The sequence below is a fragment of the Aneurinibacillus soli genome (genome assembly GCF_002355375.1).
GTDB classification, from domain to species: Bacteria; Bacillota; Bacilli; order Aneurinibacillales; family Aneurinibacillaceae; genus Aneurinibacillus; species Aneurinibacillus soli.
Genome location: NZ_AP017312.1, coordinates 43,366 through 60,000 on the forward strand (window position 1 = coordinate 43,366; position 16,635 = coordinate 60,000).

The following is a 16,635-nucleotide window of genomic DNA, read 5'->3' on the forward strand; positions in this document are numbered from 1 at the left end:
TATGCAAGTGTGATGCCAAACACATGGCATTTGCGACAATCCACGCTTTCTCGCGCTTTTTGCACCTTTTAACTTTTCATCACTTTAAAATATTCCATTTTTTCTATGCAAAATTGAATATTTCCATTCATTTCGTCATAATAAGTGAATTAGTCAATCCAGCCGCGCAGTCTCGATGCCTCAGCCAGTCTGCGAACCGCAACCATGTATGCAGCCGTGCGCATATCCACCTGATACATCTGTGCCATTTTATATACTTTTTCAAAGCTGGCTGCCATCTTGTCTTTCAGACGAGTATCAACAAGCTCTTCATCCCAATAGAAGCCCTGATTATTCTGCACCCATTCAAAATAGGACACAACAACACCGCCTGCGTTTGCCAATACATCCGGGACAACCGTAATGCCGCGTGCTTGCAAGATTTTATCAGCTTCTGCTGTTGTCGGACCATTGGCCGCCTCTACAATGAAACGACACGAAAGCTCATGCACATTCTCTTCTGTGATCTGACCACCGAGTGCTGCCGGAATTAATACATCGCACTCCTGTTCGAGCAATTCCTTATTGGACAGCGTATTCGTGAACAGATGGGTAACCGCTCCGAATGAATCCCGCCGTTCCATCAGGTCTGGAATATCGAGACCATCCGGATCATACACTCCGCCGAGAACGTCCGCGATCCCGACCACTTTTGCTCCACTTTCGTACAAGTATTGCGCAAGGTAGCTTCCCACATTGCCAAATCCCTGAATAATTACACGCAGACCCGCAAGTTCCATCTTATTCTGCTCAGCGAGGAATTGCAGGATATAGAACAGCCCGCGTGATGTCGCCGTTTCTCGACCGCGAGACCCCCCCAGCACAAGCGGCTTGCCCGTAATGAATCCTGGTGAATCAAATTCACGAATGTGGTCGTATTCATCCAGCATCCAGGCCATGATCTGAGCGTTCGTATACATATCCGGTGCCGGAATATCTTTTGACGGTCCAACAATCTGGCTGACCGCACGCACATACCCACGACTTAGCTGTTCCAATTCACGCATGCTCATCTGGCGCGGATCACAGATCACTCCGCCTTTACCGCCCCCATATGGAAGATCAGTAATGCCGCTCTTCAAGCTCATCCAGCCTGACAGCGCACTAACTTCCTCACGATTTACATCTGGATGAAAGCGAATGCCACCTTTAGTCGGCCCGAGTGCGTCATTATGCTGGGCGCGGTACCCTTTAAAAATTTTGGTCGTGCCATCATCCATTTTGACCGGAATGTTTACTTCGAGCACTCGCATTGGCTCTTTGAGAAATTCGTACACAATCTCCGGATAGTGCAGTAATTCCACAGCCTTTTTTAATACAGATTGAAACGCTTCCAATTCTCCTGAGCTGACTGACATATTTGAAGCAGCTGCTTTTTCCATTATGCATTCCCACCTTTACGTCGTTTGTACTTTGTAAAGATAAGCAATAATTATGCCAGCTTTATGAAGATAAAAAACTTGTATCACCCCCTGCTCACAGGGGCAAACTAAAAAATGCTGATAAAAACTACCAAATAAAGGAGATTTCATATGAAACAGACAGGGAGGCTGAACGGACAGGCCAAACTTCTGCTGCTGCTGAACACGCTTTATTTGAGCGCGGTCGGGCTCTCCAATACGTTTGTAAACGTGTATCTTTGGAAAGTAAAAAACGACTTTACGATGATTGGTCTATTCAACTTGTGTACATTTCTCGCGATCCCGACTGCGTTCTGGGTAGGCGGGCATCTCGCTAAACGATGGGATCGGGTACTAAGCATTCGGCTCGGAATGGCCGTGATGGCTTGTTTTTATGTAACGGTTCTTTTCATGAAAGCAGCGGCACCTGCTTATATTATTCCCCTTGGCCTTCTACTCGGAACAGGCGCAGGCCTGTACTGGTTTGGTTATTTTCTGATGTATTTTGAAATTACAGATCCGAATAATCGCGATGTGTTTAATGGCGTGAATGGGTTGCTGATGTCTGCCACCGCCGGAGGCGCCCCTTTTCTCGCAGGCTGGCTTATTACTCGACACACATCGGGCTATATGATTATTTTTTCGCTGTCACTCACCATCTTCCTCATAGCAGTGGCCGCAAGCTTTTTTGTAGCAGCTCGTCCATGTGAAGGAACGTTCCGAATGCGAAGCGTCTGGCAGGAGACACGTTCTCCGTCCCACTGGCAGCGGGTTGTATGGGCTTATGCATATTGGGGTATGCGAGAAGGGGTAACGATATTCGCTGCTGCATTACTCGTATTTATTACCGCCTCTAACGAAATGGCGGTCGGTACATATGCACTCCTCACATCCGTTCTGTCTTTTCTTGCATATTATGCAGTGGGAAAATGGATTCGTCCAGGGAGACGCGCGTCCTTCATGCTTATAGGTGCTCTTATGCTAGCCGCTGCATTCATTCCACCGCTCATTCATCTGCAGTACAGTTCGATGCTGTGGCTTGGTGTGATTACGTCGCTTTTCTACCCATTCTTCGCCATCCCGCTTATTTCTACAGCGTTCGATGTCATTGGTGAGAACATGGAAAAGGTCACCCAGCGCGCCGAATATATCGTAATGCGTGAGTTCGCCTTTAGTACAGGGCGCCTTACCGGAACCGTATTGTTTCTACTTGTCGTCACGATATTTCCTAGATCACAAGCCATTGTGATTCTACTCTTTATATTAAATAGTATGCTGCTTGGTTCCTGGGTTTCGATGCGGGCAGTCTACAAGAGAGGATGGTCTGAACTTGAAGGAACGGTACATTCTGGCATATTTCGATACGATGGCACAGGCACTCCGCGTTCAAGACGCACTCGCGGCAATGCCGGGAGTGACCGAAATCCGGGTTGAATATATTAAAGCTCCAGAAACAGCTCTAACAGCTTATGCAGGGGAGAATACGGAAACAACAGGGCGTGATATTCTGCTTATTGTAGCAGTAGACAGTGATCACCACTATCAAGTCCACCAATTCATTCGGCAGAGCGGTGGACTCATCTAAATACAGAAAACAGCTGGCATCATAACTTATGCCAGCTGTTTTTGTAAGGATTCCGTCAACTCGTTAGACAGTACCGCTTCAGATTGATAGTTCTCATGATGAACGGCAACGATAACCTCGCCATCATATGCAAGAAATGCCTGTCGCTGCTCCGGTGTGAATGGAAAACGAATGTAATGCACGGATTGCGTATAGGCCTCGTCTTCTTCTCCCTCATCATCTGGTTCATAAGACGTTACTGTTTCCCCAGCAAAACGCAGTTCTATGCGATCCTCAATTCCCACCACCGTTTTATTAAACGCACGCAGCTCTTGCTGGTTTGGAATCTCAATGAACAGCGTCATGCTCAATTCATGATCATCCGGAATCAAATCGTTGTACACATCGAGCATTTCTTGAATGTACTCATCCCGTTCGATCTGTTCAGCACGAATCATTTCCTGAATTTGATACCAGACAGTCAGGCGTGTCTCAAACAAACCGGACATCCGGTCATTCAGCTTCATACGACGTACTTTTTTCTCCTGAATCACACGCTGCAGGAACTTCTCCTGCACTTGTACGTACTCTTTGTACGGAAGTAGCTCGTTCTTTGCAATCTTTTTCATCCCATTCCCTCCCTGGTCAGAATAAAGAAAGCCGGGACGCGTAAGATCAGACAGCTCGTCCCGGCTTCTACTACATACTATACCCGTATTACTCTTCGTTCAGGCTGGAAAGAATTTTCTTGAATGTGTTCGCATGTGCCTTCTCAGACTTCGCCATTACTTCAAACCATTCTGCAATCTCATCGTATCCTTCTTCACGCGCTTCTTTCGCAAAGCCTGGGTACATCTCGGAGAATTCATATTCTTCCCCAGCAATCGCAGATTTCAGGTTGTTAGCTGTTGTGCCAACTGGCAGGTCTGTTACCGGGTCCCCTGCACCAAAACGAATCAGCATATCGAAGTGACCATGCGCATGTGCTGTTTCGCCATCACCAATGCGACGGAATGCATTCGCTACATCTGAATGACCTTCTGTATCTGCTTGTTTTGCAAAATACAGGTAGCGGCGGTTTGCCTGGGATTCTCCAGCAAATGCTGCTTTCAGGTTAGCTAATGTTTGGCTGTTTTCAAGTGTTTTACTCATTAGTGTTTCCCCTTTCTTTTATATCATTTATTTATTTGTAATAATTATAAATATAAAACCATAAAATTGCAACCCGTATCACAAAAAAAATCGCTTTCTTATTAGAAAGCGACAAAATATCTACACAATGGTATACGTTATAACAAACTCATGCAACAATCTCATTTTCAGAAAGTTCAGTCGTCATATGATGGTCATCCGCTTCTTCGAAATGAATCTCACCAGGATTCCGCGTAAAGAACTTCGTGCTATAGACAAGATACGTAAACCCAACAACCGCCCAACCCAAACCTAGCATGAATGAATTTCTCTCCAGGTTCCACCACAGAACCGCAATCGTCGCCGCACCAAGAAGCGGAGCTAGCATATATGAGAGAAATCCTTTTGTTGTGCGATATAGTTTCTGTTTTACACTGTAGTGAGCAATAACAGAAAGATTCACAAACGTAAACGCAATTAGCGCACCAAAGCTGATAAAAGAAGTCGCCGTCATTAGATCAAAAAACATTGCAGTCATCGTGACAAGACCGACAAGCAACACATTGAAGATCGGTGTGCGCAGAACTGGATGAACATAGCCGAAAATTTTCTTCGGCAGCACACCATCCCGCCCCATCACATATAGCAACCGCGATACGCTCGCATGAGACGCCAGACCAGACGCAATCGTTCCAGCAAGAGCACCCGCAAGGAAAAACAACTGAAACAACTTACCGCCCACATAAAGTGCAATCTCAGGTGATGTCGCATCAGGGTGTTTGAAGTTCGACACATCCGGAAATACAGCCTGGGCAAAATACGAACTGGCTGTAAAGATCACTCCACCGACCAACGCTGTCAAAAATATCGCACGCGGAATCGTTTTGACCGGATCCGCCGTTTCTTCCGCATAGGTGGTTACGGCATCGAATCCAAGAAAGGAGAAACAAAGCACCGTTGCCCCTGCAATAAGCGCAGACATCTGCATGTCCGGTTTATAGATCGGCCCAACACTCAAGGCACTCCCATATCCCATCCCTTCCGACAGCTTCCAAATCGCCAGTCCAATAAAAATCACAATGGTAAGGATCTGATACACAACAAGAAAATTATTAAACCGCGCTGTCGAATTCATCCCAAGCATATTGACCAATGTAACAAGTCCCGCAAACGCCGCAACCCAAACCCAGGTCGGTACCCCAGGAAACAGCGCCGTCAGATAAATCTGGGACAGTAGCGCATTCACCATTGGAAGTAACATGTAATCAAGGAGAGCTGCCCACCCAACCATAAATCCCAGATGTTTATTCATCGTTTTCTGTGTATACGTATAAGCCGAGCCCGCACTCGGAAAAGCTCGAACCATTTTTCCATAACTAAAAGCTGTAAACATCATCGCGGCTAAAGCCATTACGTACGCAACCGGAACATGTCCATTCGTTTCATTGGAAACGATTCCAAATGTATCAAACACAACCATCGGAGTCATATATCCCACTCCAAGCATGACGATCGACCATAATCCCAGGGAGCGCTTTAAGCCTGCCGATTTTTCCATTGATCATTCCTCCTTCTCGCTGTAGGGGCAAACTTTTTCTGCTTTCGATTCAAAACAAATATGTTTTTTTACTATGCAAATACAATGCCAGGAACTAAAAATTTAAAATATTTAAATAAAAAACAAATAATACTGCTATTTTGTACTATTTCTAATCAAATTTCTACCTTTCATATGACAGAATTATAGAAATATATCGATATTTTTATGCACAAAAGAATAATAGATGCATATACGCATAAAAAATACAGCCTGCTATCGGCTGCATTTTTCCACCTTATTCATTTGCACGCTATCCTTCTACTTTGCAAGCACTCCATTTTCCACTATCGGCTCACCTTCAATAACAGCCGATTCTTCGTCCGCCTCTTCGAAATGAATATCCATCGGGCGAACACGGAACAGTTTTGTTACATACATCAGATAGACGAGCCCGATTCCAAACCAGATTACCCCCATAGTAAATGAGCTGGCCTCGAGATTGTACCAGAGAACCGCCACAAACGCTGCACCAATAATCGGCAGTAAAATATGCGATAAGAAACCGCCCAGCGTTTTGTACTCCTTCTTCTTCAAAGCATAATGCGCGATAACAGACAGGTTTACGAAGGTGAAGGCAATCAAGGCACCGAAACTAATAAATGCAGATGCAATTTCCAGGGTAAAGAATACAGCCGTCATGGAAATGAACCCAACAAGAATGACATTGAACAGCGGCGTATGTGTACGTGGATGAACATAGCCAAATAGTTTTTGTGGCAAAATGTTATCCCGTCCCATTACATACAACAGACGCGATACACTCGCATGAGACGCCAGCCCGGACGCAATCGTTCCGGCAAGTGCACCCGCCAGGAAGAACATCTGAAATACTTTGCCGCCTGCATACAGCGCAATCTCAGGTGAAGTCGCGTCTGGATTCTTAAATCGAGTGATATCCGGGAACAATGCCTGTGTAAAATAAGAACCGACTATAAAAACTAATCCACCAATCAACGCGGTAAAAAAGATCGCACGTGGAATGGTTTTCGTCGGATTCGGAGTCTCTTCTGAGTATGTCGTAACCGCATCGAATCCCAGAAAGGAGAAACAGAGCACTGTAGCACCTGCAATTAAGGTCGACATATGCATATCAGGCGTGTACAGCGGCCCTACCGGAAATACTTCTCCGTATCCAAATCCGCCGATTAGTTGTCGAACGGCAAGAATTACAAAAATAACTACGACAAGCATTTGATACAAAACGAAGAGCGTATTAAAATTGGCTGTTGAATTAACCCCAACTGCATTAATAATCGTAACGAGCGCTACAAAACCAACAACCCATATCCACGCGGGCACTTCCGGGAACAGCGCAGAAAGGTAAATTTGTGTAAGTAAAGCATTTACCATCGGAAGCAGTAGATAATCCAATAGTGAGGACCATCCTACAAGAAAGCCGAGATGCGGGCTGATCGTTTTCTGCGTATACGTATAAGCAGACCCTGCACTCGGAAACGCCCGAACCATTTTTCCATAACTAAAAGCCGTAAACAACATGGCTACTAGCGCAATAATATACGCCATGGGAACGTGGCCATCCGCTTCTTTGGAAGCGATTCCAAATGTGTCAAACACAACCATCGGGGTCATATATCCAACCCCCAGCATGACAATCGGCCATAATCCTAATGATCGTTTCAGCGTTGCTGATTTTTGCATCGATCACTCCTCCTCACAGGAAAAAATAAATATCGTTATAGTCCTGTATAGAGCAAGAAGTGTGCCATCATTAAAAATAGTAAAACCACTACATTTCTAAATATTTCTTATTTATTTTTTATGAATTTTCGAATAACTTATTCATTTTTGCATAATATATTAAAGAAGTTAACAAAAAAAGCCGTTTCGGTACTAGACCAATCGAAACGGCTTTTTCTATATTTATTACGCAGCTTTGCTTTTTTGTTTTGAATCTGTCAACGATTCTTCACGCAGAAAGGCAAACCAATAGGCGGCTGCGATAAACAACGCACCTCCAACTGCGTTACCCAGAAAAACAGAAACGAAGTTTGGAAAGTATTGCATCCACGTAACTTTACCGGCAAAAATAGCGGCTGGAATCACGAACATATTCGCTACAACGTGCTGAAACCCGATTGTAACGAATGCCATAACAGGAAACCAGATGCCGAGAATTTTGCCTGCAATATCATCAGATGCAAATGCGAACCACACGCCTAAACAGACAAGCCAATTACACCCGATGCCAGAGATAAATGCTTGCAGGAACGAATCATTCAACTTAGCGTGTGCAATCGCCGTAGTCTTCGCCAGGAATGCACCTGTTTCTGTCAAACCAACTACGTGTCCGAAGAAAAACGCCACAAAGATCGCGCCCAGAAAGTTCGCCACCGTAATCCAGAACCAATTGCGTACTACTTGTGACAGCGTTATACGGCGGGCCATATACGCAATCGGTAGCGTTGCCATATTGCCTGTAAGCAAGTCCCCCCCTGCAATAATGACAAACATAAGACCGATTGGAAATACTGCACCGCCAAGGAACGAGCTAAAGCTTCCCCATTCTTTTGGCAGATTGCCGATTGTTCGAATATCAAGTAGGAATCCAAGCGCGATAAACGCGCCTGCCAGGAATCCTAACACAAGCATAGTAGGTACAGACGTTGTTGCTTTTTTTACGCCGACCTCAACTGCATTTTTTGCAATTTGTTGTGGTGAATGAAATGCCACCCTAACTCCCCCTTACCTATTCCTTCTATATAATAGTGAGTATTACAGCTTCTCACCGAGCCCTTTTAGAAAACCGACTGCCATCGTAAGCGCACGATTTGCGTTCGGGTCGCGGAGAACTTTGATCAGATCAAACATCCCCATCTTCTGATTGGATGCAAGCGCCTCGTTAGAGCGATCAATGCCGTTTACCACACCGGATACAACCTTGCGAATCATTTCTGGCTCTAACTCTCCCATCATGCCGATTGCACTCATCACGTTGTTGATACCACGCGTCATGGTTGGCTTAGACAATTGAGAAACCCCGATTTCCATCACCTTTTCACGTGATTGGATCAGCCCGCCGATGATTTCCATCGCGCCCATCTCATGCAGCAGTTCCACGACCTTCAGCAAGTCTTTAATTGCCTCGCCGTGCTTGGCGACAACACTGAGCAATTCACCCAGCGCCTGTGCCTGTAGTTCTGCTTCCGTCGGTTCGTGACGGGTTACGTCTTGAATTGGCTTTGCCATTTACTTTCCCTCCCGGCCAACTGTTTCCAGCGGCTTGTAATCGGCACGGCTCCATTTACGTTCAACTTCAACGCCCGTCTGCGGATTTCGATTACCATAGCGAGAGTTAATACGTGGCAGCGGAGTGTCACCTTCTACGTTTAACACCTGCATTTTAACCTTTGCTTCTTTATAGGCAGGCGTATGTGTCGTCAGGTCATGATGATTCCCTGTCAGTAGATTAACAGCCGAATCCTCTTTTGTTGAATTCATTGGCACGTACAACTCTTTTCCACGTACACGATCTGTTACAAGAACGCGCAGCTTCACAGCACCGTACGGCGATTCGAGACGGACAAGAGAACCATCTTTCACACCGCGTTCTTTCGCCAATTCTGGTGAAATTTCAACGAATGTGTCAGGAACTTTGTGATTGATCCCATCAGACTTACCCGTCATATTTCCTTCGTGGAAGTGCTCAAGCAGACGTCCATTATTCACAAGCAGATCGAATTCACTCGGCAATTCAACCGGCGGAATCCAGTCGGTCGGGAAGAGGCGTGCCTTGCCATCTGGGAACGGGAACTTCTCCAAATATAAAATAGGTGTATCAGTTCCATCAGCCTGAACCGGCCAGAGCAAACTTTTGAATCCTTCCAGACGCTCGTAGTTCACACCTGCGAACAGCGGGGCAAGACTTGCCGCTTCAGCCATGATTTCACCCGGATTGTTGTACTGCCAGTCTGCCCCCATCGCATTTGCCGCCTCAGTGAGAATCACCCAGTCCGGACGAGTGCCCTTGAGCGGTTCAAGCACCTGATACAAACGTTGAATACGACGTTCTGTATTGGTGAAAGTTCCTTCCTTTTCAAGGCTTGGACTTGCTGGCAGGATCACATCCGCGAATTGAGCGGTCTTGGTTAGGAAAATATCCTGAACAACCAGGAATTCCAGCTTCTCAAGTGCTGCATGAATATAGTTCGCATTGGCATCCACCCATGCCATTTCCTCGCCCATGATATACATCGCTTTTAAACGACCCTCATGAATCGCTTCAATCATGGCCGGGTTATCCATCCCCTTCTCAGCTGGAAGAGTTACACCCCATGCCTGCTCGTAACGAGCGCGAACAGTATCGTCTGTCACAAGCTCATAGCCTGGGAAGAAATTCGGCAGCGTACCGAAGTCACATGCTCCTTGTACGTTGTTATGTCCACGAAGTGGGAACGCCCCTGCATTCGGTCGGGCGAAGTTGCCCGTTACCAGCAACAGGTTGCTGATTGCGGTACTCGTCTCACTGGCGCCACAGTGCTGGGTAACGCCCATGGCCCAGAAAATTGCGGTGCCATCTGCTTCATGAATCATGGTTGCCGTCTGAATCAACTGCTCTTTCGAGAGACCCGTTACTTTTTCCGCATACTCCAGCGTGTATTTTTCAAGTGATTTCGCATAATCGGCAAAACCATTTACTTTCTCATGCAGGAACGCCACATCATGCCAACCTTTGTCGATGATGTATTTGGTTACAGAAGACAGCCATACATGGTCAGTCCCCGAATTTGTGCGAAGAAACAGATCCGAGCGCTCTGCCATTTCATTTTTACGAAGATCCGCAACAATCAACTTCTGTGTGCCTTTCTTCTGTGCACGCTTGAGACGTGTTGCGATAACCGGGTGCGCTTCTGCCGGATTTGCCCCAACGATAATGCCGAGACCTGCACCTGCCATGTCGTAGATGGAACCTGCGTCACCACCATAGCCAACTGTGCGGAACAACCCTGTTGTCGCCGGGGACTGGCAGTAGCGTGAGCAGTTATCTACGTTATTCGTCCCCCCAACGGAACGCGCCAGTTTTTGCATCAAATAGTTCTCTTCATTCGTACATTTAGAAGAGGAGATAAATCCAAGCGCATCGGCACCATCACGGTTTTTAATTCCCAGCATTTTGCTTGCTATCAAGGCATATGCTTCTTCCCATGTGGCCTCAACAAACGTATCGCCTTTACGAATGAGCGGCTTGGTCAAGCGGTCTTCACTGTTCACGAAGTCCCAGCCGAATTTACCTTTTACGCACGTAGAGATGCCGTTAACCGGGGAATCCGGAGTCGGTTGAACCTTGAGAATCTTGCGCCCTTTGGTCCAGACTTCAAACGTACAGCCTACGCCGCAGAACGTACAGACCGTCTTCGTCTTCTTCGTACGTGTGCTACGGATAGTCGCTTCGAGATCGGATACCGCAAGAATCCCGCTGTAGCCCGGCTCTACTTCTTTTACAAGCTCAATCATCGGAGCCATCAGTTCCGGCTTTAAGTTCGTCATGATACCGGCTTCGCCAAGCATCGATTTTTCCATCAGAGCATTACATGGGCATACGTTCACACAGTGCCCACAGGAAACACACGAAGATTCATTAATATTCACATCGTTATCCCAGATTACACGCGGACGATCGAGTTCCCAGTTAATCGAGAGCGTCTCGTTAACCTGCACGTTCTGACACGCCTCCACACACTGGCCGCACAAAATACATTGTGTCGGATCATACCGATAGAATGGGTGCGACATATCAACTTCATACGGTTTTGGGCTGAACGGATACGATTGATGTTCAATGCCCATCATTTCCACCGTGTTGTGGATACGGCAGTCGCCGTTGTTATTATCACAAACTGTACAGTAAAGTAGGTGATTTTCCAGGATGCGATCCATTGCCTCTGTTTGCGCTGCTTTTGCCGAAAGAGACTTTGTTTCGACTACCATGCCTGACTGCGCTTTTGTCGCACATGAACGTACCAACTGCCCATTTACTTCAACCATACAGGTATCGCATGTTTGAATTGTACCGAGATTCTGATGATAGCAGATGTGCGGAATCTCAATGCCGTTCTCTTTGATCACATCCACCAAGTTCTGGTCGGTACTCGCTTCGTAACTTTTGCCGTTAATCGAAAGCGACACAGGTGTCTTCGTCTCCATACTTCCTCCCCCAATTTCTTCATTTTCATGTACCGGCACACAATAAAAAATCCACCATGAAACAACCGCCTGAGACTTTACCCGTTCTCAGGTCAATACGTTGTTTCATGGTGGAATCGTCGTCAGCACTTACGTAAGTACTGTCATATACCAGTCCGCCATATATCAGTTAACGGTTACAATAACAAGAAACCAATAGAATACGATTACCGTAATCAATTCGCAACTTATCATTATACCCCTATCAAATTACGATGAACAAAACGTCATACTCAAATCCATTTAACATTATAGTAACAAATTCTTCACATGTCTAGCTCTAATGGTCTATCAAAGACAAAAACTGTCATGGCTGTATCCATTTCATAACGGAAATCTACAAAAAGCGTGACCATTTTAGCATTCACAAGTTCTTCTAGCGGTCGCCCCACTGATAAATCTTCATAAATCTTTTTAATGAATTCAGTTCGAGTTTCATGAATCATCCGTTTGCCTTCTTCTGTCCGGCTCATAAATTTCTCAACGCTTGTAAGGTTTCCCTTCATTTCACAAATCGCCCACGGTCCGGCAAATCGGGTAACAATGTGAGTAGGGCCCTTTCCAACATGTGTTTTACGAATTTCACGGACAAGATTACTGAATTCATGAGCAATACGGGCAGTACTCATTGTTCTTCACCTTCCCTGCTGCATATCCTGCTCATCTAGAATTGCATGTTTCTGCTTACAATGCAAGAGAAGGGTACAAAAAATTCTTTTGACTTTCTTCCATCACGAACTACAATAAAACAAGAAAGAAAGGTGGTCTTGTTCAGCATGGTTCATCCTGTAGCTCACTCTCGCACCGTCTGGCACTATGAAAACAACGAATGGACGGAACGCACAGATGAAGTAGTAAATGAATTCCCTGTTACAATTTTTCTCGATGAAGAAGAGTTTGCAACTGTCGTATGCACACCTGAATACATCGAAGATCTCGTAGTCGGATTTCTGGCATCAGAAGGAGTTATCCGTTCCTTTGATGACATCAAAACCATCACAATCCAGGAAGAAGAAGGATTCGCCCATGTAGAAACCCATGCACGACATAAGCTGAATCAACGTCTGTATTCCAAGCGCTATATTACTTCATGCTGTGGAAAAAGTCGCCAGCATTTTTATTTTTACAATGATGCCCGTACGGCCAAAGTCATGACTGAAAAAAACGTCCTTCTTACCCCTGAAGATTGCTCTCACCTGATTGCGGCTATGCAGGAAAACTCTGTTGTATTCCGAAATACAGGTGGTGTTCATAATGCAGCGTTGTGCGATAAAAAGGGCATTTTGATTGACCGCATGGATATCGGCCGTCATAATGCGCTCGACAAAATCTACGGCTACTGCCTGCAACATAATATCTCTCTACACGATAAAGTAATTGCATTCAGCGGACGCATCTCTTCGGAAGTGCTGCTCAAAGTGGCCAAAATCGGCTGTGAAGTAGTTCTATCCAAATCAGCACCCACCCGCTTAGCCCTTGAACTTGCCGAAGAACTCGGCATTACGGCTGTCGGCTTTATTCGCGGCAGTTCGCTAAACGTGTACACCCACCCGGAACGTATTGTTATACAAAAATAATTTCAATTGTGCCTCGATATTCACTCGGAGCTAACCCCGCATATTTTTTAAAAATGGCGCTAAAGTAGTTAGGCGTGTTAAAACCAAGCTCTTCAGCAATTTGTTCAATGGTCTTATTTGTGTGTCGCAAAAGCCAGATGGCACGCTGCAGGCGGACAAATGTAACATACTCTACAAAACTCCGGCCCGTTTCTTTCTTGAACAATCGACTGAAATAGGCCGGGCTTAAATTCACCTGTCCTGCCACACAGGTCACGGTTAGATCCTCTGTATAATGTTCATTGATATATCGGCTACACTGCTGGATCAACTTATCATCTGCGATCTGGTCATGATACCGTAAGGAGAGACGCTCATATGGAGGAGTTCTCCTTGCTTTTCGCGCTTCCCTATAGGAGCGAAATAAAGCCAGCGGCTCACGGTAAATCTCTCCGACTCCAATGTATATATGTATATTCTGCTCTTCCTCCAGCTCTGTGATCACGGAAAGCAATGCAGACTGTCCTGCCTCCCAACAACGAAGAGACGGATATGCTTCAGGAATACGAAGCAAGAGAAGCATGTGTTTGCGGTAGGATAGAAAAAACAGATGCGGAACAAGTGGACCGAGATGCTTCTGTACACACTGGCGAATTTGCTCGGCTGCATCCCATTCTTCTGGACGTTCACGTTCTGGAAACCGAACAAATCCCTGAATAAAACAGACTATATTCGGGATTGCTTCTCCTGGAAAAAAAGAACGTGTTTGAATCAATTCAGCCTCAGTCCGCACTTCATCACGTAGCAACCGTCTTAAGAAAGCTTCCTGAAATGGTTTAACATCCCGCTCATTCTGATCAGGAACCTGTTCATAAATATCCTGGTAGTTCAAAGGGCTATCCAGCTCTTTTGATAACGCTTCCAAATTTCTTTTAAGCGTGCGGAGAAACAGACTCTTTTTTAATGGCTTTATAAACAAAGAAGGTAGCTTCATCTCGATTGCTATTGGAGATGTGGACAGGATCGAGGGCGCTAAAATAGGAATAATCCGACATTCCCGATTTATTTTGCGAACCCGATTTATTTTCACCCAGTCAAATACAGTATGGATTTCGATTAATAAAATATGGATGCTTTCTGCCCGAAGCTCTGTACTTTCTTCTACTTGACAACATGTGCCGAATTCCTCTCGCATCCATGTGCTTATCTTCTCTTTCTCTTCTGCATCTTGCATAATCAGCTGAATGATATACAAGTCTCTCTCCTCTTTCTTTATGAAATTCGACAGTTTCTTATGTAAAATCATACTATATTTTTCTGAATAGGACAAATTTTTGTATATTTTAGACATTTTATTGTAAGGTATCTGCGTGGTGAATCCATTACAATCAATACTAACTATTTTATCTGCCGCACAACTAAGGAGGGAATCAATCGCGCGGCACATTTAGATACTAGAAATTAAAAAAGGAGGGGAAAACCTTATGGCAGCTGAGTTTACTGAGTATGAATATGTTGCTGCAGGCACTGTTGATGTAAGTCAACTAGAGCCACTTGACAGAGAAACTGCACGTATCATGAAAGATGAGATGTCAACCGGTTCCAAATTAACAATCTTTTATTATGCTTTTATTTTTATGATCCCTATTTTGAACTGGCATGCAAGCGGATTCATGTTCTCTCGTATGTGGGGTGGCATGACATATACCTGGTTTATTACCGGCATTGTCGCCATGGGCATGGCATTTACTATTGCTTATGTTCATACTTCTCTTTATGAAAAGCGCTTACACAAATATCAAGGAGGCACGGGTGCTTCATCTGCTCATTCTGAAGGGAGGAATATCGGCTAATGCTCCAGACACTACTCGAACCTAAAATGCTCTTAACCATCATTTTGATGAGTACGATTGTTTATATCACGTATTTAACAAAGAAAAGCTCCACTGCCTCCGATTACTTTGTAGGTGGGCGAAGCTTCGGATGGTTCACCAATGGTTCAGCCATCGGTGGCGATTATCTGAGCGCTGCAACGTTTCTCGGTATCGCAGGTCTGACGTTCCAGCTTGGATATGATGGCGCTTATTATGCTTTTTGTTTCTCCATCGGCCTAACGTTGCTCGCTATTTTTGTTGCTGGACCGCTTCGCCGTTTTGGAGCATATACAGTCGCTGACTTCCTGGCGTACCGCTTTCACAGCAAACGTGCTCGTCTGGCCGCAGTAGCCGTTGTTCTTGCGATTTCTGGATTTTATGCAGCTCCACAGCTTCTCGGTGCGGCTCAAATTTTGAGTATGTTTTTCGGCACAACCTATGAATTCGGTATTATTTTTACATGTACAGTTATGGTTTTCTACGTAGGTGTTGGCGGTATGAAAGGTACAACAATTAACCAGGCTCTTGAGCTTTGGATTCGTCTTGGTGCCTTCGTGTTAATGGCAGCCGCTGCCGTCTATGGCGGTCTTCATTATGATAGAATTCTTGCATCTATTAATGAGTTCCAAGGGTCTATTACAGGTACTGCCCAATTTGCAAAGGATGGGAAAGATGTCGCTTTTGACGGTGCTTCTTGGACGGGAACAGGTCACTACTTCCCTACATTCTGGCAAACGATTTCCATGACAATCGGTCTGTCACTTGGTACGATCGGTCTGCCTCACATCCTGCTTCGCTTCTATACAAACCCAAGCGCAAAAGCAGCTCGTAAATCTGCTTTGATGGCGATTGGTATTGCAAGCGTATTCTTTTTCTTTGCGGTTTACCTCGGTGCTGTCGGACGTGCCGTTTTCCTTAGTGGCTCTGCAAGCCCCGAAGTTATGAAAGATCTCGTAGCAGGTGGTAATAACATGGTTATTCCATCTACGGCACAAGCCCTCGGTGGTGAATGGTTACTTGGTCTCGTAATCGCCGGTGCTTTTGCTGCGATCTTCTCTAATCTCTCCGGTCTATTTATTGCAAGTTCTGGAGCTCTCGCACACGATCTGTACGCGACGTTTATGCGTAAAAACATTACAGAGCGTGAGCGTGTTATTGCAGGTAAAGTAGCAATCGTAATCCTTGCTTTCCTATATGGCGCACTTGGCCTTATGGTAAAAACAGCATCCATCGGTCACCTTGTTGCCCTTGCATTTACGGTAGCTGCTAG

15 protein-coding genes (1 of these 15 only partly in view) are annotated in these 16,635 nt (G+C 45.4%); 5 read left to right on the plus strand and 10 right to left on the minus strand.

Going from position 1 to position 16,635, the window contains the following annotated elements; all coding sequences use genetic code 11:
- Nucleotides 1-149: 149 nt before the first annotated feature.
- Nucleotides 150-1,421, minus strand: coding sequence for a Glu/Leu/Phe/Val family dehydrogenase (locus CB4_RS00230; RefSeq protein ID WP_096463076.1), 1,272 nt, complete (start codon nucleotides 1,419-1,421; stop codon nucleotides 150-152).
- 150 nt (nucleotides 1,422-1,571) lie between these two features.
- Here CB4_RS00230 and CB4_RS00235 point away from each other — a divergent pair, with 150 nt between their 5' ends.
- Both CB4_RS00235 and CB4_RS00240 read left to right on the plus strand, forming a co-directional pair.
- Nucleotides 1,572-2,873 carry an MFS transporter gene (locus CB4_RS00235; protein ID WP_096463077.1) on the plus strand — a complete coding sequence of 434 codons (1,302 nt, stop codon included), beginning with the start codon at nucleotides 1,572-1,574 and terminating at the stop codon, nucleotides 2,871-2,873.
- A complete protein-coding gene (locus tag CB4_RS00240) occupies nucleotides 2,854-3,024 on the plus strand; it encodes a hypothetical protein (protein ID WP_231956103.1) in 171 nt (56 codons plus the stop codon). Before CB4_RS00235 ends, CB4_RS00240 begins: the two co-directional genes overlap by 20 nt.
- 26 nt (nucleotides 3,025-3,050) lie before the next feature.
- On the opposite strand, the gene CB4_RS00245 is transcribed toward CB4_RS00240, so the two are convergent.
- The 8 genes from CB4_RS00245 to CB4_RS00280 form a co-directional block, all read right to left on the minus strand.
- Complete coding sequence (locus CB4_RS00245) at nucleotides 3,051-3,632, minus strand: DUF3501 family protein (protein ID WP_096463079.1); 582 nt, start codon at nucleotides 3,630-3,632, stop codon at nucleotides 3,051-3,053.
- 88 nt (nucleotides 3,633-3,720) lie between these two features.
- Nucleotides 3,721-4,155 (minus strand): rubrerythrin family protein, encoded by a 435-nt coding sequence (locus CB4_RS00250; protein ID WP_096463080.1) that lies wholly within the window; start codon nucleotides 4,153-4,155, stop codon nucleotides 3,721-3,723.
- A gap of 148 nt (nucleotides 4,156-4,303) precedes the next feature.
- Complete coding sequence (locus CB4_RS00255) at nucleotides 4,304-5,692, minus strand: APC family permease (protein WP_096463081.1); 1,389 nt, start codon at nucleotides 5,690-5,692, stop codon at nucleotides 4,304-4,306.
- Between the two features lie 300 nt (nucleotides 5,693-5,992).
- Nucleotides 5,993-7,393 (minus strand): APC family permease, encoded by a 1,401-nt coding sequence (locus CB4_RS00260; protein ID WP_096463082.1) that lies wholly within the window; start codon nucleotides 7,391-7,393, stop codon nucleotides 5,993-5,995.
- A 225-nt stretch (nucleotides 7,394-7,618) separates the two neighbouring features.
- Complete coding sequence (locus CB4_RS00265; protein WP_096463083.1) at nucleotides 7,619-8,425, minus strand: formate/nitrite transporter family protein; 807 nt, start codon at nucleotides 8,423-8,425, stop codon at nucleotides 7,619-7,621.
- 42 nt (nucleotides 8,426-8,467) lie between these two features.
- On the minus strand, nucleotides 8,468-8,941 hold the full coding sequence (locus CB4_RS00270; protein ID WP_096463084.1) for a helical membrane plugin domain-containing protein: 474 nt from the start codon (nucleotides 8,939-8,941) through the stop codon (nucleotides 8,468-8,470).
- Nucleotides 8,942-11,896: a formate dehydrogenase subunit alpha gene (gene fdhF, locus CB4_RS00275; protein ID WP_096467567.1), complete on the minus strand. Its 2,955-nt coding sequence runs from the start codon at nucleotides 11,894-11,896 to the stop codon at nucleotides 8,942-8,944.
- A gap of 305 nt (nucleotides 11,897-12,201) precedes the next feature.
- Nucleotides 12,202-12,564, minus strand: a complete 363-nt coding sequence (locus CB4_RS00280; RefSeq protein WP_096463085.1) for a Na-translocating system protein MpsC family protein — start codon at nucleotides 12,562-12,564, stop codon at nucleotides 12,202-12,204.
- 147 nt (nucleotides 12,565-12,711) lie between these two features.
- Here CB4_RS00280 and fdhD point away from each other — a divergent pair, with 147 nt between their 5' ends.
- Nucleotides 12,712-13,512, plus strand: a complete 801-nt coding sequence (gene fdhD, locus CB4_RS00285) for a formate dehydrogenase accessory sulfurtransferase FdhD (RefSeq protein WP_096463086.1) — start codon at nucleotides 12,712-12,714, stop codon at nucleotides 13,510-13,512.
- On the opposite strand, the gene CB4_RS00290 is transcribed toward fdhD, so the two are convergent.
- The gene (locus CB4_RS00290; RefSeq protein ID WP_157737756.1) at nucleotides 13,499-14,746 is read right to left on the minus strand and encodes a helix-turn-helix transcriptional regulator; all 1,248 of its coding nucleotides are present in this window, start codon (nucleotides 14,744-14,746) and stop codon (nucleotides 13,499-13,501) included. The two genes, fdhD and CB4_RS00290, sit on opposite strands and share 14 nt — an antisense overlap.
- A gap of 229 nt (nucleotides 14,747-14,975) precedes the next feature.
- On the opposite strand from CB4_RS00290, the gene CB4_RS00295 reads away from it, so the two are divergent.
- Together CB4_RS00295 and CB4_RS00300 are read left to right on the plus strand one after the other, a co-directional pair.
- Nucleotides 14,976-15,344, plus strand: coding sequence for a hypothetical protein (locus CB4_RS00295; RefSeq protein ID WP_096463088.1), 369 nt, complete (start codon nucleotides 14,976-14,978; stop codon nucleotides 15,342-15,344).
- A protein-coding gene (locus CB4_RS00300) for a sodium/solute symporter (RefSeq protein ID WP_096463089.1) crosses the window boundary here: on the plus strand, nucleotides 15,344-16,635 show its 5' portion. It continues 277 nt past the right edge of the window; 1,292 of the gene's 1,569 nt are visible here — the first part of the coding sequence; it begins with the start codon at nucleotides 15,344-15,346; its stop codon lies off the right edge, out of view. The genes CB4_RS00295 and CB4_RS00300 overlap by 1 nt, the downstream gene beginning before the upstream one ends.